This window comes from Aporhodopirellula aestuarii (genome assembly GCF_023701485.1).
In the GTDB taxonomy this organism is placed as follows: domain Bacteria; phylum Planctomycetota; class Planctomycetia; order Pirellulales; family Pirellulaceae; genus Rhodopirellula; species Rhodopirellula aestuarii.
The window spans coordinates 66,488-85,262 of record NZ_JAMQBK010000028.1; the positions used below are offsets into that span (position 1 = coordinate 66,488).

The 18,775-nt window shown below is 56.3% G+C and carries 17 protein-coding genes; 6 read left to right on the forward strand and 11 right to left on the reverse strand.

The features are described 5' to 3' along the window. Positions 1 to 109: 109 nt before the first annotated feature. On the forward strand, positions 110 to 1,576 hold the full coding sequence (locus tag NB063_RS10490) for a YeiH family protein (protein WP_250928681.1): 1,467 nt from the start codon (positions 110 to 112) through the stop codon (positions 1,574 to 1,576). A gap of 39 nt (positions 1,577 to 1,615) precedes the next feature. Here NB063_RS10490 and NB063_RS10495 read toward each other — a convergent pair whose 3' ends face one another. The 8 genes from NB063_RS10495 to NB063_RS10530 form a co-directional block, all read right to left on the reverse strand. Further along, positions 1,616 to 2,092: a biopolymer transporter ExbD gene (locus tag NB063_RS10495; RefSeq protein WP_250928682.1), complete on the reverse strand. Its 477-nt coding sequence runs from the start codon at positions 2,090 to 2,092 to the stop codon at positions 1,616 to 1,618. 13 nt (positions 2,093 to 2,105) lie between these two features. Then, entirely contained in the window at positions 2,106 to 2,582 is a 477-nt protein-coding gene (locus tag NB063_RS10500) for an ExbD/TolR family protein (RefSeq protein WP_322975109.1), read from the reverse strand. A 276-nt stretch (positions 2,583 to 2,858) separates the two neighbouring features. Next, positions 2,859 to 3,407 carry an NUDIX hydrolase gene (locus tag NB063_RS10505; protein ID WP_250928684.1) on the reverse strand — a complete coding sequence of 183 codons (549 nt, stop codon included), beginning with the start codon at positions 3,405 to 3,407 and terminating at the stop codon, positions 2,859 to 2,861. A 5-nt stretch (positions 3,408 to 3,412) separates the two neighbouring features. Beyond that, on the reverse strand, positions 3,413 to 4,882 hold the full coding sequence (locus NB063_RS10510) for a transcriptional regulator (RefSeq protein ID WP_250928685.1): 1,470 nt from the start codon (positions 4,880 to 4,882) through the stop codon (positions 3,413 to 3,415). A 275-nt stretch (positions 4,883 to 5,157) separates the two neighbouring features. Beyond that, positions 5,158 to 6,954: a glutamine--tRNA ligase/YqeY domain fusion protein gene (locus tag NB063_RS10515; RefSeq protein ID WP_250928686.1), complete on the reverse strand. Its 1,797-nt coding sequence runs from the start codon at positions 6,952 to 6,954 to the stop codon at positions 5,158 to 5,160. Positions 6,955 to 7,264: 310 nt separating this feature from the next. Continuing rightward, complete coding sequence (locus NB063_RS10520; protein WP_250928687.1) at positions 7,265 to 8,746, reverse strand: PAS domain-containing sensor histidine kinase; 1,482 nt, start codon at positions 8,744 to 8,746, stop codon at positions 7,265 to 7,267. 90 nt (positions 8,747 to 8,836) lie between these two features. Then, complete coding sequence (locus NB063_RS10525; RefSeq protein ID WP_407652595.1) at positions 8,837 to 10,219, reverse strand: hypothetical protein; 1,383 nt, start codon at positions 10,217 to 10,219, stop codon at positions 8,837 to 8,839. Between the two features lie 5 nt (positions 10,220 to 10,224). Further along, entirely contained in the window at positions 10,225 to 10,980 is a 756-nt protein-coding gene (locus NB063_RS10530) for a hypothetical protein (RefSeq protein WP_250928689.1), read from the reverse strand. Positions 10,981 to 11,334: 354 nt separating this feature from the next. Between NB063_RS10530 and NB063_RS10535 the strand changes: the two genes are divergently transcribed. The 3 genes from NB063_RS10535 (at position 11,335) to NB063_RS10545 (ending at position 14,899) form a co-directional block, all read left to right on the forward strand. Then, the gene (locus NB063_RS10535; RefSeq protein WP_261367308.1) at positions 11,335 to 12,357 is read left to right on the forward strand and encodes an SPFH domain-containing protein; all 1,023 of its coding nucleotides are present in this window, start codon (positions 11,335 to 11,337) and stop codon (positions 12,355 to 12,357) included. 28 nt (positions 12,358 to 12,385) lie between these two features. Beyond that, positions 12,386 to 13,258 carry an SPFH domain-containing protein gene (locus tag NB063_RS10540; RefSeq protein ID WP_250928691.1) on the forward strand — a complete coding sequence of 291 codons (873 nt, stop codon included), beginning with the start codon at positions 12,386 to 12,388 and terminating at the stop codon, positions 13,256 to 13,258. An 861-nt stretch (positions 13,259 to 14,119) separates the two neighbouring features. Continuing rightward, a complete protein-coding gene (locus NB063_RS10545; protein ID WP_250928692.1) occupies positions 14,120 to 14,899 on the forward strand; it encodes an SDR family NAD(P)-dependent oxidoreductase in 780 nt (259 codons plus the stop codon). Between the two features lie 196 nt (positions 14,900 to 15,095). Here the strand turns inward: NB063_RS10545 and NB063_RS10550 are convergent, their stop codons facing one another. Next, a complete protein-coding gene (locus NB063_RS10550) occupies positions 15,096 to 15,314 on the reverse strand; it encodes a hypothetical protein (protein WP_250928693.1) in 219 nt (72 codons plus the stop codon). Positions 15,315 to 15,558: 244 nt separating this feature from the next. Here NB063_RS10550 and NB063_RS10555 point away from each other — a divergent pair, with 244 nt between their 5' ends. Then, positions 15,559 to 15,969: a hypothetical protein gene (locus NB063_RS10555; protein ID WP_250928694.1), complete on the forward strand. Its 411-nt coding sequence runs from the start codon at positions 15,559 to 15,561 to the stop codon at positions 15,967 to 15,969. Here the strand turns inward: NB063_RS10555 and NB063_RS10560 are convergent. Next, positions 15,939 to 18,029, reverse strand: a complete 2,091-nt coding sequence (locus NB063_RS10560; RefSeq protein WP_250928695.1) for a YgiQ family radical SAM protein — start codon at positions 18,027 to 18,029, stop codon at positions 15,939 to 15,941. The two genes, NB063_RS10555 and NB063_RS10560, sit on opposite strands and share 31 nt — an antisense overlap. 338 nt (positions 18,030 to 18,367) lie before the next feature. Between NB063_RS10560 and NB063_RS32580 the strand changes: the two genes are divergently transcribed. Continuing rightward, positions 18,368 to 18,574, forward strand: a complete 207-nt coding sequence (locus NB063_RS32580) for a DUF6398 domain-containing protein (RefSeq protein WP_407652592.1) — start codon at positions 18,368 to 18,370, stop codon at positions 18,572 to 18,574. On the opposite strand, the gene NB063_RS32585 is transcribed toward NB063_RS32580, so the two are convergent. Then, positions 18,525 to 18,671 carry an ArdC-like ssDNA-binding domain-containing protein gene (locus NB063_RS32585; RefSeq protein ID WP_407652596.1) on the reverse strand — a complete coding sequence of 49 codons (147 nt, stop codon included), beginning with the start codon at positions 18,669 to 18,671 and terminating at the stop codon, positions 18,525 to 18,527. The genes NB063_RS32580 and NB063_RS32585 overlap by 50 nt on opposite strands. Positions 18,672 to 18,775: the final 104 nt, after the last annotated feature.

Here is an 18,775-nt window from a genome sequence, read left to right on the forward strand (position 1 = left end):
TCGGATTCCATCGCGACGCATTCCATTCAGGGTCGGTGAATTCAATTGATGAGTTCTTGCCGGCCCGTTTGCCTAGCTAATCCCATGCATGATGCTCCCGCGATGACAAATGAGTGAACACGCCGACGACTCGTTGACAATCCAACCCGCTGCTCCAGAGCGGGTTTCTTTTTGGACCGAAGACCTGCTCGCCATCGTGATCGGGTGGGCTATTTTGTTGGTCTCTTTGGCGTGTGTGCGATTCGAGATGCCCGCCCTGGCAGTCGTTTCGCAAAGCGAAGCCGACGTTGCGGCCGCGCCAAAAACGGAAGCCGAGAGTCTGCTGGCGCCGTGGGTCGGTAAGCCCAAGCGATGGTATTCCAACCCGATCGACGCCTTTCGCACCGAAGACAAATCGGGTGATTCGGCACCCATTTTCAAGCCCGAACTTTCGCGTCTGAGTGGAACGATCGGCGCCGGGCTGATTATCGGCGTGCTGTTTACCGCCACGCTGTTTCTCACCGGCGGTCGGGGGCGTGAATTCCTGATCGGGTTCCCCGCCATCTTTGGACTTGGTTTGCTCGCGTACGTGATGGCCGGGCAGGCCGTGGTGAGTGCGTACAACCTCGAATATGCCTTGTGGGCACTCGTCGTCGGATTGGTCATCAGTAACACGATCGGCCTGCCAAAGTGGATTCGCGGAGCCGTGCGGACTGAGTTCTTTATCAAGACCGGTCTGGTGCTGCTCGGCAGCGAGATTCTGATGAGTCGGCTGCTGGCACTCGGGCTACCAGGCATCTTCGTTGCTTGGGTCGTCACCCCAATTGTTCTGGTCACGACGTTCTGGTTCGGGCAGAAGGTGCTCAAGATCAAGTCGCCGACTTTGAACATGGTGATTTCAGCGGACATGTCTGTCTGTGGGGTTTCCGCGGCGATCGCATCGGCCGCTGCGTGTCGTGCCAAGAAGGAAGAGCTGTCGCTGGCGATCGGCATGTCGCTGTCCTTCACCGTCATCATGATGGTTGTCATGCCCGCGGTGATCCGGTTTGTCGGAATGGACGAAGTGCTCGGCGGGGCATGGATGGGAGGTACCATCGATTCGACGGGGGCGGTCGCCGCAGCGGGTGAGTTCCTCGGCGATCGCGCGCTCGAGGTCGCCGCCACGATCAAGATGATTCAGAACATTCTTATCGGTGTCGTGGCGTTCGGCATCGCGGTGTTTTGGACGACGTACATGGATCGCGATCCGGCGGCGAAGGCCCGTGTCGGTTGGTCTGAAATTTGGCTGCGCTTTCCCAAGTTCATCTTGGGCTTCATTGCCGCATCGATCGTGTTCTCGCTGATCGCCGGTTTCGTGAGTGATGGAGCGTTGTGGACGTCGGCTTCGATTGGTGTCACCAAGGAATTGCGAGGCTGGTTGTTCTGTCTCGCGTTCGTGAGTATCGGTTTGGAAACCAATTATGCGGTGATCAAAGAGAACCTCCGCGGTGGCAAGCCATTGCTGCTTTACGTTTGTGGCCAATCGCTGAACTTGGCACTGACGCTGGCAATGGCGTATCTGATGTTCAAAGTGGTGTTTCCTGAAGCAGGCTCATAGCCGAGTTCGCCTTCACGGCGTTTGTCTGTGTTTGCTTTCTTACGGCGACTCGACGGCAAACAGAACGTTGGCAAAACCGCGACGCCGTGCTGCGTCAAAAACATCAATGCAATCGGCGACCGCAACGGCATCGTCGGGATCAATGATCACAATCGCGTCTTTGCGTAACGCGGCCATCGCTGCGAGTCGAGAGCGTACATCGGCAAGAGAAGTGATCGGGATGGCGCCGATCTGGTAGGTCGGCCCGCGATCTCCGGAGAGAATTTGGATCACCAGTTCTTCGCGACGTTCTTCGGTGATTTCGGTATCAGTCGGGGCCGATTTCGAGCCATCATTGGGCGACTCCATCTGCTCAACTGCTTTTGCCGGCATCGCAATGCGGCTGGCGAGATCTGATTCTGGTTTGTCGAAGCTGCTCGTCCACACAAAAAACACGAGCAACAAAAACACAACATCGATCATCGAGGTCATGGCCAAATCGTCGTGTCCGACATCGCTCCGCGGTGGCGCTTTCATGGCGTATCCGTGCTCATGGCGTATCCGAGCGGTTGGATGCCGAGTTAGCGGTGCGTGGGTTGACGACAATCGCGACGTCCCGGATTTGCAATCGGGCGAGTTCCTTGAGTACGGGTTCCAATTGCCCATAGGGGACGGATTGGTCGATCCGCAGACGTACTTTGGCGTCGCGGGTAGGTGTCGTCCCTTGCTGCCGTTTCAGCCACGAACCAACCCGCCGTGGGACCTCGTCCATCGAAATCACTTCTCCGGCAAAATAGAGATGCTGTCCGCGATCGAGCGTCAATGTGAGCGGCGCCTGGTCGGGATCAGACAGCGTTCCTGATTCCGCTTGTGCGAGCGTGACGGGATGCCGATTTTCTTGGCGGGAGAGATGGCTGGAAACGAGAAAGAAGATGATCAACAAGAAAACGATATCGATCATCGGGGTCATCGAAATGCGATCCTGACCGCGTCGCGAAGTCGATCGGTTCGATGACGGTGATCTCACTCGGAAACCTGTAGGTGTGAAGTGGATGAAATGGTCGAATGAATCCGGCCGCGTTGGTCCCGTTTCAGTTTAGTTGTTTTCATTCGACGTGGGTGACGGCTAGGGTAGCTCAGTATTCGGTTTGAGGTTGGCTGGATAAATCGACGTGTGAGCGTTGCAGCTTCCAAGGACATGATCAAGGAACCGTGTGAACATGTCGCTGACACGTGCGTTACCACTTTGTCGGACAACGCAGATCTAAAAAGTGCAATGCCCCGGCGCCCCGCTGGTTCATTTTCAGTCGCCTTGATTCCGGTCTGCTAACCATCTTTCGATCGCAATTCGGTTCGATTCGAACGCCATGTTGCCGAGAATATCTGCGTCGGGAATGCACCACCGATACTCGCACAATTCACTCGACGCGAGTTGAATATTTTCGGCCGACTCGACACGACAAACATAAAACAGATCGATCACGTCGGACGTCACACCATGATGGGTGTACCGATTCGGGCCGGTCATCATGAGTTCACGCTGGCTAAGCGTAAGCTGAGTTTCTTCGAGTACCTCACGTGACAATGCTTCCTCGATGGTCTCTCCACGGTCGACGAATCCACCGGGAAGTCCCCATTGATTCTTTCCCGGATCGCGTGCCCGCCGGACGACGAGCAAGCGATCTTGATCGTCCAGCACTAGTGCCCCCACGGCTGCGACGGGGCCGAAGTAAAACGCGAATTCACAATTCGTGCAGTGAAAGGGGATCGAGCCAGGATCGGGGTTCGAAGCCCCGCATCGCGGGCAAAACGAAAACGCGTTTTCTATCGGCTGGGACGTGGGCGACGCCATGAGAATCACTCGGTGGGGATATCGAAACGGGAGACGCAACCGTCATGGAATTGGGCTGCACGTAGCACCCCGGCACCTTGGAAGCCCGCGCCGAGTCGGCGAAGTTCTTCAACGGATGCGATCACTCCCATCCCGAGTGCTTCGACATCGGAGTCTGCCAGTTCGCTGTGCAGGAGAACGCGATAGCTCTCGAGCAGCCCGGACAGTTTTTTGGCGAGGACACGATCCATGCTCCAGTCAGCGTAGTCGCCGACCGGTGCCGGTTTGTCTTCCGTCATCGCCGTGTCGGGATCGTCTTCATGATCTCCATCTTCGGTCTGGTCCGCTTCGTCGCTGAAGTCGTCTTTGTATTGATCGGCGAGGGCGGTGGAGAGTTTGTCGGCGCTGTCATCGTCGTCATCAACCGTGGTCACGCGATCGGCACCATGCGAGAGTTCTCGCATCCAATCTGAACCGGGCCGTTCAGTGAGGCGGGACCAGATCACGATCGTCCCATCGCCTTCGATGTGCTGGCTCGCAGCGATGGCGGCACGGGCGACGTTGGACCACGTTTGGACATTGGCGTCCCCGTCGAGTGCTGCAATGACGAGTTCCGAGCGTGGGCGAGTCTCGCTGACGTTGGTGTCACTTTCTTCTTCGGTATGCAGGGTATCGAGTTCGCCTCGGATGGCATCCGGTGTACCCGTGAGGATGCGTGCGACGCTGCCAGCCGCGTCGGCAGACACCATCATCAACAACTGAACGCCGAGTAGCCAACCGATCTCATTGGCGGTTCCCTCGGAGGTTTTGCGGCTGGTCGTGTTTTGAAATCGATGCACCGTCGATGAATCAGCGAACATCGGAAAAACGCCGGTTTTGTCGAGACGCTCGACGGCGTCCACCGCACGCGCGGCGACGATGGGGATGGTAAAATCCGCATCGACCAAGTCCCGCGCGAGGTAGACCGCTTCGGCATCCGCATCGGCGGCGACGTACCGCATCACACGTCGGTCGCGGGCGGCATGACGGCTTACCGTAATCGGCATCTCACCGCTCTGCGTGACTTCCATGACCACACCTGGTTCCGACCCGTCTCCTTCCACGTTTTGAAATCTCTGGGTCAACGATTGGCAGCATGCGTCGGATGCCTCGGGCCACAACACGATACTGACCCTCCCGGCCTCGCAGTCGCGGGCGACTTTGATGGCCCCTTCGAGGATTTCGGCGAGTCGCGGGACATTAGGGTCCACCGCAAACGCGATGTGGTCACCGGCGAGAATGGCGTCGCTAATCGACGGGAAGTCGACAGGCGTCTGCAGCGAAATTTCTGCCAATCGAGTGATCGCCTCGGGCGAATCGTTTCTCGGTGAAGAGCGGAATTCAATCGGCCCGGCGATCGAAACAGGACGCAGTTCCCACATTTCTCCCGGCACGGCATGTCGGTAATCCTCCGCCGCAACGACAGGGAGCGAGAAGTTCGGTTTGGATGGGGGCATAGGTCGGTGGAGATAATAGTCGTTGTAAAAAATAGATCGCTGTGGCTCTGGCGCGAGCCAACAGATGTCAGCGTGTACGTTTGGCGATCATCGCGTCGATAGTAGAGTCCGGCGCGGCTTCCGAGGCAAATCAGAGCGGTGTCGTGTTAGTCTCATCGATACGAAAACGCCGTCGCACTTCGATCCAAGCCGGGGTCAGATGGTCCGGTCCGACGCCCACGAAGGGTGGGCGAGTGTCCTGCAACCAATCAGCTAAATCGCGAAACTAAAACCGTCTACGATTTTTTTCCGCCTTTGGGTTTGCCTTTTGCGTTGCCACCTTTTTTGTCGCCCTTGTTGGCGATTTTGGCCCACGTGTCACGCAGTCCGACGATTCGGTTGAACACCATCTCGCCTTGATTGCTGTCCGGGTCGACGACGTAGTAACCGAGGCGTTCAAACTGCACGCGGTCACCCACTGTGGCGTTGCACAGTTCCGGTTCAACGTATGCGGTTGTCGTTGACAACGAATCGGGGTTGAGGTGGTCTAAGAACGATTTGCCATCGGCGACGCTGTCTGGATTCTCGACGGCAAACAACCGGTCGTAGTTGCGAACGGTAACCTTCGTCGCGTGTTCGCAGCTGACCCAGTGAATCGTGCCTTTGACTTTTCGTCCCGAGGTGTCTTCACCACTCTTGGTTTGGGGATCATACGTGCACAGGATTTCGGTGATGTTGCCATCGTCGTCTTTGACAACGTCATGGCAATCAACGATGTATCCGGCCCGCAACCGTACCGCGCCGCCTTTCTTCAAGCGGAAGAACTTGCTCGGCGCGACCTCTTGGAAATCTTCTCGCTCGATCCACAAGCTACCCGAAAACGGAATGTCGCGACTGCCTGCGGACTCGTCGCCCGGGTTGTTGACGGCCGACATCATCTCGACGGGCGAGTCATGTTCGTCCCAGTTGGTGATCGTCAGTTTGACGGGATCGAGTACGGCCATCCGCCGCGGCGCGACTTCGTTGAGGTGTTCGCGGACGGCGTTTTCTAAACGCACGACATCGATGGTGCTGTTGAATTTAGCGACACCGATATCGGCGCAGAACGCCCGGATCGATTCGGGGGTGTAGCCACGACGACGCAGCCCAACGATCGTCGGCATCCGTGGATCGTCCCATCCCGAAACGTGCTTCTCTTGAACGAGTTGCAGCAACTTGCGTTTGCTCATCACGGTATAGGTGATGTTCAACCGTGCGAATTCGATTTGGCGGGGATGGTGGATCTCGAGCTTATCGCAGTACCAATCATAAAGGGGACGGTGGTGTTCAAACTCGAGTGTGCAAATTGAAAACGTGATCTTCTCGAGCGAATCGCTCTGTCCGTGCGCCCAGTCGTACATCGGGTAGATGCACCACTTGTCGCCGGTGCGATGGTGAGGCACATGCGCGATGCGGTACATCACCGGATCACGCATATTGATGTTGGGAGAGGCCATGTCGATTTTGGCCCGCAGCGTCATCGCGCCATCAGGAAATTCACCGGCCTTCATCCGCCGCAGCAGGTCGAGGTTCTTTTCGGCCGAGTTGCTTCGTCCGGGACTCTCGCGTCCTGGCTCGGTCAGCGTACCGCGGTATTCGCGGGTTTGCTCTGCCGTCAAATCACAAACATAGGCGTGGCCGTCGAGGACCAGTTTCTCCGCCCATTGGTATAGTTGCTCGAAATAATCGCTCGCGAAGTGCAGATTGTTCCACTCGAACCCCAGCCACCGGACATCCTCTTGAATCGAGTCAACGTACTCGGTGTCTTCTTTGGTCGGATTGGTGTCGTCGAACCGCAGATTGCAGGTGCCACCGAATTCTTGGGCCAGTCCAAAATTCAGGCAAATGCTTTTGGCGTGGCCGATGTGTAAATACCCGTTCGGCTCGGGCGGAAAACGGGTGCGAACCGAGTCGAAGCGTCCCGATGCCAAATCGGCGTCAATGGCTTGCCGGATGAAATGCCGATGCGCGGTCTCTGATTTAGGGTTGGGATCTTCACCGCCTGGCGAATTGGCGGCGTGTTTGGGATCGTCGGGGCGAGAGGATGCGTTCACGGCGAGAATATGCCTCGAGAGCGGATGAATCGAAATTAACAGATCGACAATTGTGACCTCTCGACGCGTTTTGGGGTAGCGGAACTGGAAGTGAGATTCCACTGTTCCGCCCCCGCACCGGACCGTCCGCTCACACGCTGTCCAGAAGCGGGCGGGCAGGTTGATCCAGTATCCCGACGCGAGAGCGAGGGACGGAGCTTGATCCCGGACTCATGTTTCGTGTCTCGAAGGGGGCGATAAATTTCGGATTTTGGGGAAATCGCCAGACCGGCGGGGCACTGGGCCGGGAGGGAATTGGGCCAGCAGGGGATCAGGCCAGTTCCTCGGAGCTGATTTCTTTCGGCCAGGTGAATCGAAATTCCGTGCCTCGCGGCTCGACGTTGTGAATCGAGATATTCCCGCCCATGGTTTGGACGAGTTTTTGCACAATCGTCAGTCCCAGGCCCGCTCCGTCGTCCCCACTGCTCTGATGCAGCTTTTGGAAAATTTCAAAAACCTTCGCGTGGTATTTTTCCTCGATGCCCGGCCCATCGTCGCTCACCGAGAACAAGAAATCGTTTTCGTTCTCCTCGTACGTAATCGTGATCGTGCCGGATTCACGATCGTGGTGCTTGACGGCGTTGTCGATCAAGTTTTGAAAAATACGTTGCAGAGGTTCGCGGACGGTCGTCCAAGTGGCATCCTCTTTCGGCAAGATCACCTTGAAGTTCTCAGGAACATCCGAAAGTTCGACCGCGTCATTGAGCACCGCTTGGAGATTGATGCTCCGCTGCATGTGGTTTCGGTTGCCGACCCGCGAATACTCGAGCAGTCCGCTAAGTAACGCGTCCATCCGCTCGACTTGGCCTTGCATCTTTTCGAGATGGGAGAGCACGTTGGCGGGCAGTTCGACGTCGGCATCTGCGGCGTCCTCTCGCACCCAGTTCGTTAGGTGGATCAGACCACGAAGCGGCGCACGCAAGTCGTGCGAGGCGACATAAGCGAACTGTTCCAGATCGTGATTGCTTCGTGCGAGTGATTTTGAAACCGCTTCACTGCGACGCAGCATTTTGCGAACTTCTTGTTCGATGCGTTTTTGTTCGGTGATATCGATTTGGGTACCCACCAAACGGATCGGGTTGCCTGTCGAATCGTAGAGGAATTGGCCTCTCGATTCGAACCATCGGTAGTCGCCATCGGTGTGACGCAGTCGGTAGATGTTCTGGTATTCCTCCATTTTTCCCGACCTGAAATCATCAAAGCAGGCGATCGCTCTGTCGCGGTCATCGGGATGGAGTAGTCCCTTCCATGACTCAACGTTCCAAGGCGTGTCGACGTCTTGGCCGAGTTGACGGTGTAGTTCCGGCGAGATGTAAACAATGCCGGATTTTAAACACATGTCCCAGAAACCGACCTGAGCCGATTTGATGGCCATCAGGAGTTGTTGCCGGTCACGCTGGCTTTCCGAGATGTCATTCGTGTGAACAATCAGAAACGGTTGTTCACCGGAGTCGTCGTTGTAGTTCACGCTGACAAGCACCGGATGTTCGTTACCGTCGCGGTCGCGATGGGTCGACTCATGGCGAGCGATTTTGTTCTTCCGAAAATTCGCCCACGTCTCGGTCCACGACAGCTTTTGATATCGCGTCGTGATGTCGAACACCTTCATCGACAACAGTTCCTCGCGGGAATACTTCAGATGCTCACACGCGTAATCGTTCGCATAAAGAAACGAACCGTCTTCTCGGATTAAAAAAACCGAGTGAGATAGTTTGTTGGTTATCTCTTGCCAATTGAAATTTTTCGTCAACATAAGGATGTCAGGATTCCGCGGGATGGTCGTCCTTGATACAGACACCGGCGTGTAATGTACCACGCTGACGAGCGAGCGTCTGTCGGTTGCTCAAGAATCCTCGTCCCCGTTAGGGTTGAGTAGATCGTAACCTGACAAGCTGTCGTCGGCATGATCGGACGACTCCTCTTGCCCATCGTCCAACCCGATTCCCGATAAACCGATCCCTGACTGGTCGAGGAGTTTGTCGCCACGAACGAGGGTGCCATCTTCTAGTTTGGCGCGGATTTTTGCCTTCGTCGCTTTGATCCGTTCATTGCGTTCTTCGACCTTCGCTTCGCGTCGTTTGAGTTTGACGTAGCGTTTTCGAAACGCCTCTTCGCCCTTCTCGAGTTCGGCGATTCGCTTGGCGAGATCAGCGTCGATTGCTGCCGTGCCCGCTTTGGTCGATGGTATCGTTTTGCTGGTTGCGGCGGCGGGTTCAAGTCGGGCCGCATCGACAGGTTCGGGGACTTCGATCCCACGCCAACGCCGGATCATGAGTGGACTGATAAAGATTCCGTTTGCCGCAATCATCATCAACCCGAACGTGGCCATTCCCAGCCCCAACGCGATTCCGCCATGAACGGCAACGGCGGTGGCGAGAGTGAGCGGGCGGGTCCAACGCGGCCAAATCAGGGCACAATAAAACACTTCCCAGAAAAGCGTGAGGTGCGTCAGCGCGGTGAAAAATCGAGGGTAAGCTGCTAAAAACGTGACATCGAGTGATTGGTATTCATAGTTGCCGACCGCAAACCACATCGCAGTACCGTCCCACCACAATTGCCCCCGGGCCTTGGCCAATCCGCCGAACAGGTAGATCACGCAAAGATGAAGTTGCAGCAGACGCGTGGCCACGTTCGCGGAGACGCTCGGGAGATCATCGGGTAGTAGCCAGTTCCATTTTTGGGAAATCGATTCAGCGTTTCCAAACAGCCGGCGACGTAACCAGGCGTCAACCGAGAACACCGCACCACAAGGTGTGAACGCCAGATACATCACGCAGTAGGTGAGGATTTGATCGAGACCAAAAAGACTGCCCAGCAGACGATGGATCACCATCAGTTGGAACCACCACGCCAACGGTCCGGTAATCCGGGTCAGGAAACCGACCATGAACGCGGCTGCTACCAAGATCGTGATGAAGTGATGCACGCCGATCAACGCGGGACTGTTGATGTCCCATAGATAAGACCATGCTGCGGTCGGTTCGCCGAGTGTGCCGTCGTGCAACGCGCGCGAGGTGTCGTTGTTGATCCAAGCGTCGACGCCGATAAACGAATCAAGGTCCGTTGCGAGCACCACGTGCGAGTAAAGCAACATCGCCCCTGTAATGATCCGCAGCACCGCGAGTGTTTCGATGTGACGCGCAGCAAACCAAAAATCATCCCAGGCATCGAGGAACTCGCCAGCGGATTTTTTCAGACGTCCACCCAGGACTGCGGTTGAGAGCATGGCGATCATTGCGAGACGTCTCCAGCGGAGACGGGGCGATCGAACGCACTCACGTCCGGTTCGCGTGTGGGGTTCGTGGTGGGCGAATTCGCTCCGTCGGGTACCGTCCTGCGGGGGCGGTCTTCGGGAATTGGTATGCCCGACGGTGCGGGAACGGTTTCTCGTGGTTTAGGAACGGGCTCGGGGTTGGGCTCGGGTTCGGGGAGGCTTTGCGGCAACGCGCCGAGCAGCGTGTCCAAGCTGATCGGGATGTCTTCGAGCAAAATGTATGTCGGTGGATCGTTGAGCGGAGTCGGCGATTGTGCGTAGGCGACGAAGTCGGGGATCAGGTGTTCGAGCCGGTCGATTTTGATTTCACGATCGCCAAATTTTGACTGCAGATGATTGCTCATCGAATCCCTGATCATCTCATATCGCTTGCGCCCGAGCCTCCACGCTTGCAACTCCTCAATCGCCAAATCCGAGCCGACCAAACTCGCCGCTTCGGCGGGCAGTTTGGGTTGATAAGAATCATGTAAAAATTCCGCCAACATGAAATGGCGGTGATATCGCAGTCGTGGCCACTGGTCGTTGAGATCGGGGTACAGACGCGTCTCGGTATTCGGTTCTGCCAAACCGGGCGATTGCTCACCTTCATCGCCCGTCGCCGGCCGCGACATTTCGACTCGCATCAAATGACTCGGGCCTGGATCCGGAGCAAAAAACGCATACCCGCGGTCGAGGTAGAGGAACTGCCCGTAGGCTGCCAGCGGGCTCAACATCAAGGAAACCGAGGGCGAAAGTCCGCGGGGGCCTCGGCTTTGAAATGCCAGCGGGGGCGCGACGACAGCGGTCAAATGGGCCAGAACCAACAGGCTCAGCGCGATTCTCAGGCGTCGTGAGATTCGAGGGCAGGACGGATTAGACAAGCGAAAACCGGTCGATTGGGGGCGTTGAAGAATGCCCCTTCAAAATACTCAGTCGCACCGCGATGTATAGCCGTGTCCGCGAGACCGTTTTGTCGCGATTGGCTTGTCTGCCGCACCCGTACTTCATCCACGGTAGGACGTTACAATCTGTGTTCAATGCCCCGGAAAAAGGGGCGGTTTCGCTTTCGAGATACCAGTGAGTACAACATGAGTCTTTTGTGGTTTTTCCTGGGGCTTGCGGCCTATGCCGCTTTTCGGACCCTGCCGGGATGTCTCTATACCGTTTCACCCGACCAAAGAGCTGTGAAAACCCGATTTGGGGCCGCTGAAATCATGCCGATGATTGCAGAATCTCCCGACATCGCCCCGCCGATCGATCCCAGCCTCAGTGAAGAAGAACGCCAACGCTACGCCTATCCGCAGGTGCGAGTCATCGGTCCCGGTGGCCCCTATTTCAAACTGCCTTGGGAAACCGTGCACCGCGTCAGCGTCGCCACCCATGCCGTTGATCTGTCGTGGGACCCTTCCAAGCGACAAGATACGATCGAAGCGGTCACAAAAGACAATCTTACCACCGGCGTCAACGGCCAAATTCGGTACCGCGTTAGCGAAAGCAATCTGTATCCGTTCCTGTTCGGTGTGAAGAGTCCACTCGAACACGTGATGGGTTACTTCGTCTCGGTACTTCGCGAACGGATCGCCAATTTTACCGACCCCAAAGGTGCGAGTTTGCTCAGCAACGAAGAGGTCGTCGACACGCCGGCGGGAGAACCACGCGGCAGCGCCGTCGAACTCTCCGAAGGCGTTTCGATCAATGACCTTCGTAAGAACCTGCCGCTGCTCAATCAATACATGGAAGAGCAGTGTCGCTCGACGACGGCCCGTTACGGGATCGAACTCGATGCGGCGTTAATCACCGAAATCGACCCGCCACCGGAAGTCGATCGGGCGTTGTCAGCGATCAATAGCACCCGCAACCAAGTCGCTGCTGACATCAGCACCGCTCGCGCCGATGCCGAACAGCAAATCACGATGAGCGCCCGTGCCGTTGAGATTGCGACCAACAACGCTCAAGCCGAAGTCGCTCCGTTGCAAGAGCTCGCCGGCACGTTGGCGGTGATCAAGAAGGAAGGCGGATCGGCCTGTCTGAAAGCCTATTTGCGAAACGCGAGGGTCCCGCTTTACGGGCTCGCCTCACGTATTGTCCTCAACAATTCGCAATCCAAGTAACTTCCAATCATTCAATAAGGCTTTTACGATGCAGATCTTCCTATTCATTGTCGGCTTCTCAACAATCCCTATTATCCTGTCCATCGCTCGCGCGTTCGGGATCTACACCTGCGTCCAAGAGTGTGAGTCACAGGTCTTCACGCTTTTTGGCAAGGTTATCGGGACGCTCAATCGGTCCGGGTTGCATTTCCCGATTTCCCACTTTGGACTCCGCGCGATGTTGATCCCGTTTTTTGGAAAACGGTACGTCGTCAGCACGGCGCTACGCCAACACTACCTGCGCAGCCAAATGGTGAACTCGGAAGAGGGCACTCCGATGGGCGTCGGTATTTGGTACGAGATGCAGGTCGCTGATCCGGTTGCGTATCTGTTTATCAACGCCAACCCGGACGGATCGCTGCAGGCGAACGTGACGAGTTCGACCATCTCGACACTGAGCAATCTGGAAATGGAAACGATGCTCGAAGACCGCCACAGTCTCAGCCGAACGGTGCGGCAAGCGGTCTCGCCGCTATCTGAAAAATGGGGTTACCGACTCGGATCGGTTTACATTCGTAAGGTTGAATTCACCGACATGCAGATGGTCCACAACATTACCGAAAAGGTCGTCAAACGCCTCGTCCAGGTCACCAGCGCGATGAAGCAAGACGGTGAAAACCGGGTCGGTTTGATCAAGAGTGAAACGGCGTATAAGGTCAGTCAGAAGATGGCGGAAGCCGCTGCGGCCCGTCCCGAAATCGTCGGTCAAAAACTCAACGAGATCGGAAAGCAGGATTCCGAAGTTCTCGACACCGTGCTCGAAGTGATGGAGATCAACAAGCTGCTCGAAGCGGGGGCGGCGATCGATATCCTTCCCGAATCGAGCAATGTGCTCGTCCAACTTGGTAACTCAAAAGAGTAACCACGCATCCACCGCGTCGCCCGTCTCGCGTGAGCCCTCTCACGTGAGAGGGACGCGGCCTAGTTCATGAAAAGACAAAGCTTGCACATCTGCCGACGGTTGTTGGCCCCGGCCACCACACGCTGCTAATGTATTGACCTAAAACACGAGTTTTGAAATTCCGCTTTGGCGTCAGGTATCGGTTTTTGGCAACCCGAAGAATCCTGCGCTTCTCTGAAGCTCGCGTCACGATTTGTTGCCAAAATCCAGGACTGACGCGGTCCGTCTCCGGGTTGTGGTCCGCGCGGCCCGCCATTTTGGTTGGCTTGATCTTCAGGGGGCGGAGGAGTTTGTACCTGCGGCGGTTCCGCGTTACGCCGACCGCCGCCACGCCACCACCCATGCCTCATGGAATAAATCCTCTGCCGCGGCTTCGTCACGCATGAGGCTTCGAATGTACACGTTTAGCATCCGTGGTTCTCACGTGCCAAAATTTCGAATGCGGTACGAGCCTTATCAATTACGTCGCAGGAGCCCAGAAACGTAAAATCACAGTTTGTTGAGCACCCTTACTGTCGCAGATGGGGTACTTGGGGACAAAGAAACCCAGAAAATGCGTCAATTCCTTCCCGCTCAATAGGGATCGCACTGAAACACGGCTCGTCTCGCTCGCCGACATTGGATCACGTCGGCGGCATGCTGAACCTGAGCCGGGGCGAAATCGTCTATTCATCGCCGTTGCCCAGACCAGTTGCGACGTTTTCATTTCGCGTCGACGTGAGCGATTGACGTCGACGCGTGGTGAGACCTCAACCGGCACGCTCTCGTCAGCCTCGGGAGCGGCTAGACGGCTGTTCATTTCGATAAGACAGAAAGGGAAGTATGAAGCGATTCCAACTCAGAGATAAAAAGGCTCTCATCACCGGCGGAAGCGACGGAATCGGTTTGGCGATCGCCACCGCGTTTGCCGAGGCTGGGGCGGATATTTGGCTTGTCGCACGCAATGCGGACAAACTCACTTCCGCAGCGGAACAATTACGGGCGACGAATGTTGAGGTTCGAACCAGCGCGTTGGATCTCACCGACTCCACCGCGGTGCAAACCCTTGGCGCCGAATTCGCTCAAGCGTGGGACCGGCTCGATGTGTTGGTTAACAACGCCGGCATGGCGCGCTTTCAAGAGATCGCTGAGGTGACCGACGAGGACCTGATGGCTCAGGTCACGCTCAATCTTCTCGCGCCTTACCAACTCATCCGGCAATTCCTATCCCATCTCAAGACGGCGCGTGGAAACGTGATCAACATCTCCTCCACGTCGGCGCATCGATTGATCCCTGGCCGACCCGCGTCGGTGTATGCGATGACCAAAGGTGGCCTAAACTCGCTCACCAAAGCCCTCGCCCTTGAACTCGGTCCTGACGGGGTCCGAGTGAATGCGATTGCACCGGGGGCGATCAAAACTCCGCTGACGAGAAACATGATTGCGGGATTCTCAGATCAACGCAAAGCGGATTACGACAAGTTTGTTAAACAGTCCTTCGCCCTCGGTCGTCTCGGCGAACCAGAAGACGTTGCTCAAATGGCACTACACCTAGCATCGTCCGAGGCGAAGTGGATCACCGGTTCCGTCTTCATTGTCGATGGTGGCTTAAGCACCAACTAAGCACACATGCCGAAACCGCATTGATCGCCCGACCGCTGCCTGAGCCGAGACGTGGGAGCGTCCGGACGTTTTTTGGCAGCAGACGCCGCTCGATCGACCGGGTTGAGCGCACCGCCCGGGGCTTGATAATCCCCGGCGCGGTCCTTCGTTGAGATCAAGCCTTCCATTGAGATCACAGCCCGTCTGCTCCGCTCCACTATCGTCCATCGCACGATGAATTCTTGTCGCGGAATGTTCCACAGCACGCTGATGATTCCAGCAACCGCTCGACGTCGGCGGCGATGTCTCGGTCTTCCAATGTTTGCAGAAACCATCGCCGCTCCGTCTCCTCCATCGCAAACGCTTGATTGAATAGCGTCCGCACGGTTTCGTGGCGATCCGATTCTTCGTGCGAGCTGGACGAGGGTTTAGACAACGATTGAACCTGATTAGAAAGAGGGACGCAGAACGCTTCGCAACGGGATGATTTTTACGTGTTGAGCATTAGGGCAAGCTTCAGGCGGGCCCATCGAGCCTCGAATGAGCATCACCAGCGAAAGAATCGGCAATAGAACCTACCGGATGTGAATCTATCGGTTTGCTACGCGACGGGCAAGTTACTCCTCTGACGCCACCGATTCGCCATACTGAAGGCCGACGATTCCGCTCTCTTGCAAACGATGCTGTTGATCGATCGAGGTGCATTCGCGATCAAAACACGCGACACGCTGACCGTCCCGCGTGAACCAGAACAGCGGCTCGGCAAGCACTGTCCCTTGAGCATCGGTGATCGGCTCCCGTCGGATTTCAAACCGTCTCTACTGATCGATCAGGCAAGATCGATGTTCTGGTACAGGATGCTCGACCAAGCCGAATCACTTCGTCTGTTGAGGCTGAGACTCAATCAATTGATCCGACGCGTCTGCAAGGCATTTGCTGATTTTTTCGCTAACGCATCAGGTGATGAATGGATCGTTAAATCTTGTTTCTCGATCCAGTCAATCGCCGGTGAGTGCCCAAGCCACCGAGGACATGCACTCAAAGGTTCGTGCGTACCTGCTTACTTCGCCCCGCGTCGTTTGGGGCGGTAGCCGGTGCTCTTGCGATCTCGGCGTTGCTTTTTACTGCCCTTCTTGAGTTCATCCGTTGCCGCGGCACCGTCGGCTGACGCACCTGGAATGGTGTGAACGTAGTCGCCGCGGAATCGTTTGTTGGCGTCTTTGCGGCGTTTGTCGATCGCCTCGCGAGGTGGTTTGGATGGAATGAGGCTGTCACAGCCATCGCCGATCAGATCCGTTCGGTCCACCGAGCGAAGTGCTTCACGGACTTCGAAGTAGTTCTCCGGTTTAAAGAATTGCATCAACGCCCGTTGCATCTTGCGTTCTTTCATCGCTTTGGCGATGTAAACCGGCTTTTTCGTGAACGGATCCAGTTCCGTGTAGTACATCGTCGTCGCAACATCCAGCGGCGCGGGGATGAAGTCTTGCACCGCGTCTGGCTTGTAGCCGTTGCGTTTTAAGAACAGGGCGAGTTCGATCATCGCGTTGACGTCACTACCCGGGTGTGACGCGATGAAGTACGGCACAATGAACTGTTTCTTGCCGACGCGTTTGGATTCTTCTTTAAAGACTTCGGTGAAGTGTTCGAAGTCGTCGTTCTTGGGCTTCCGCATCTTATTGAGCGTGCCCGCGTCAACGTGCTCGGGAGCTACTTTGAGCTTGCCGCCAACATGGTGAGCGGTGAGTTCTTTCAAGTACTCCGGTGAGGTTCGTGCCAAGTCCATCCGGATCCCGCTGGCAACGAGAACCTTCTTGATGCCGGGCAAGCTTCTTGCTTCTCGCATCAATTCGATAACGGGTGTGTGATCGACGCCGAGTAATTTGCAAATCTTCGGATGGACACAAGACTGACGACGGCAGACCGCTTCGACTTCGGGTTTGGTGCACTGCATTTGGTACATGTTGGCAGTGGGGCCGCCGATGTCGCTCACCACACCCTTAAACGATTTGTCTTCGGTCATCTTCGAGATCTCGGTCAGCACCGATTCTTTGCTGCGAGATTGGATGATGCGACCTTGATGCGCCGTGATGCTGCAGAACGTACAGCCTCCAAAGCATCCCCGCATGATCGTGACCGAGTTCTTGATCATCTCGAAGGCGGGGATCGGTTCCTTGTAACTGGGGTGAGGACGCCGGGTGTACGGCAAGCCGTAGATTTGGTCCATCGCAGCTTCGGAGATCGGCAATTGCGGGACGTTGCAAACAACGGCCTGCGTGCCGTGTCGTTGGACGACTCGTCGCGCGTTATGCGGATTGGTTTCGTTGTGGATGATCCGAGTCGCTTCGGCGAACGCGACTTTGTCGCTGCACACCTCTTCGTAACTCGGCAGTTCGAGGGCGTCTTCGGGTATTGATTCGGAAGCACCCAACGCGTAGGCGGCACCCCGCATGTCGCGGAGGTCTTTGACGGTCTCGCCCGCTTCGAGTCGTCGAGCAATTTCGACGATCGCGTTTTCGCCCATGCCAAAGGCGAGCAGATCTGCTTTGCTGTCGAGCAAGATACTGCGTTTGACTTTGTCGCTCCAATAATCGTAATGAGCCAGCCGGCGCAGCGACGCTTCCACGCCACCCGCGATAACAGGGACCCCCTTGAATGCTTCGCGGGCGCGTTGGCAATACGACAGCGTCGCGCGGTCAGGTCTAAATCCGATGCGGCCGCCGGGCGAGTACGCGTCGTCATTGCGTACCTTCTTATTGGCGGTGTAGTGATTGATCATCGAGTCCATGTTGCCGGCGCTGATCCCGAAGAACAGTCGCGGTCTGCCGAACTCTTTCCAGGCGTCACAGTTTCGCCAATCGGGCTGGCTGATGATTCCGACGCGGTACCCAGCGGCCTCGAGGGTGCGACCGAGGATCGCCATCGCGAAGCTGGGGTGGTCGATGTAGGCGTCGCCGGTGACGAAAACCACGTCGAGTTCGTCCCAGCCCCGCTTGCGAGCTTCGGCCATGCTCATCGGCAGGGCGCGGGCGGCAACGGGGCCCGTTGGCGCGCGTCCCCCAGCCGTCAAATTCGACAAATAGTCGCGAGACATGGAGGGGGCGAGCTTCTCGGCGGCATCAATTGCCGGTTGATTAATGACCGGTAGTTGCATCGAACAATGGTTTCCAGCGGGGAAATCTCGGCGAATTCCGAGGGATTTCGTTCATTGTAGGGAGAAAAGGAGTCTCCGATAGCGACAATTCCCAGCAGAATCCCGCGTCGGGCCGATTCCCCCCCAATAGTCCGGCCAATGAGGTCGGGGATGGTAAACGAACTACTGCCGATCTCAGATTCCAGCATTCTCGGCGGACGTCTTGCATCCGACTCGACACCCTCGCCATTTCAGGTCAAGACCAAGGCATTTGGTTCACCAGGGTGCCGGCTAAAAGCGAACTCCATGCAAGCGGACGAAGAAGATGTGGCGTGGATGTCCCGATTGCTGAAAACTGAGTGGATCATGGCAAAACGCAAGACGAACATTGCAGCGACGAGTACGCCGGTCTGTGCAGAAAACTACTCCAGAAACTGGCCCGGAAGCATTCAACTCCATTGGTTAGCGGCCAACCCAATTCATGGGCATGTCGGATCGTCCGCACCATCGTTTGGGTCAATTTCCTGGACGACAAGACGCAGACACCACACATGAAGTCATGTTGAGATGAGAGCCGCTCGTCGTGTTCCAAGGCTTGCGCCAAGGGGGAAGATTGCCCGATTCCAGAGCGTTAATAATTTGGTCAGTGATATCGCTTCGCAGTTATTCTGTTTCCTTGCCATCGTTTTCTCCTTGTGAGTTGAAAGAACGATGAGCAAGTGGGTGTTAAGCAGGTACGTAGAAGTGATTCGGTATAACGACAATTC

Coding starts and splice junctions, on each gene's coding strand:
- NB063_RS10510 (WP_250928685.1), bottom strand. CDS start 4,882: ATGCCCCCATCCAAACCGAACTTCTCGCTCCCTGTCGTTGCGGCGGAG.
- NB063_RS10560 (WP_250928695.1), bottom strand. CDS start 18,029: ATGCAACTACCGGTCATTAATCAACCGGCAATTGATGCCGCCGAGAAG.
- NB063_RS10555 (WP_250928694.1), top strand. CDS start 15,559: ATGCTGTTGATCGATCGAGGTGCATTCGCGATCAAAACACGCGACACG.
- NB063_RS10490 (WP_250928681.1), top strand. CDS start 110: ATGAGTGAACACGCCGACGACTCGTTGACAATCCAACCCGCTGCTCCA.
- NB063_RS10525 (WP_407652595.1), bottom strand. CDS start 10,219: ATGCTCTCAACCGCAGTCCTGGGTGGACGTCTGAAAAAATCCGCTGGC.
- NB063_RS10520 (WP_250928687.1), bottom strand. CDS start 8,746: ATGTTGACGAAAAATTTCAATTGGCAAGAGATAACCAACAAACTATCT.
- NB063_RS10495 (WP_250928682.1), bottom strand. CDS start 2,092: ATGAAAGCGCCACCGCGGAGCGATGTCGGACACGACGATTTGGCCATG.
- NB063_RS10540 (WP_250928691.1), top strand. CDS start 12,386: ATGCAGATCTTCCTATTCATTGTCGGCTTCTCAACAATCCCTATTATC.
- NB063_RS10505 (WP_250928684.1), bottom strand. CDS start 3,407: ATGGCGTCGCCCACGTCCCAGCCGATAGAAAACGCGTTTTCGTTTTGC.
- NB063_RS10530 (WP_250928689.1), bottom strand. CDS start 10,980: ATGTTGAGCCCGCTGGCAGCCTACGGGCAGTTCCTCTACCTCGACCGC.
- NB063_RS10545 (WP_250928692.1), top strand. CDS start 14,120: ATGAAGCGATTCCAACTCAGAGATAAAAAGGCTCTCATCACCGGCGGA.
- NB063_RS10535 (WP_261367308.1), top strand. CDS start 11,335: ATGAGTCTTTTGTGGTTTTTCCTGGGGCTTGCGGCCTATGCCGCTTTT.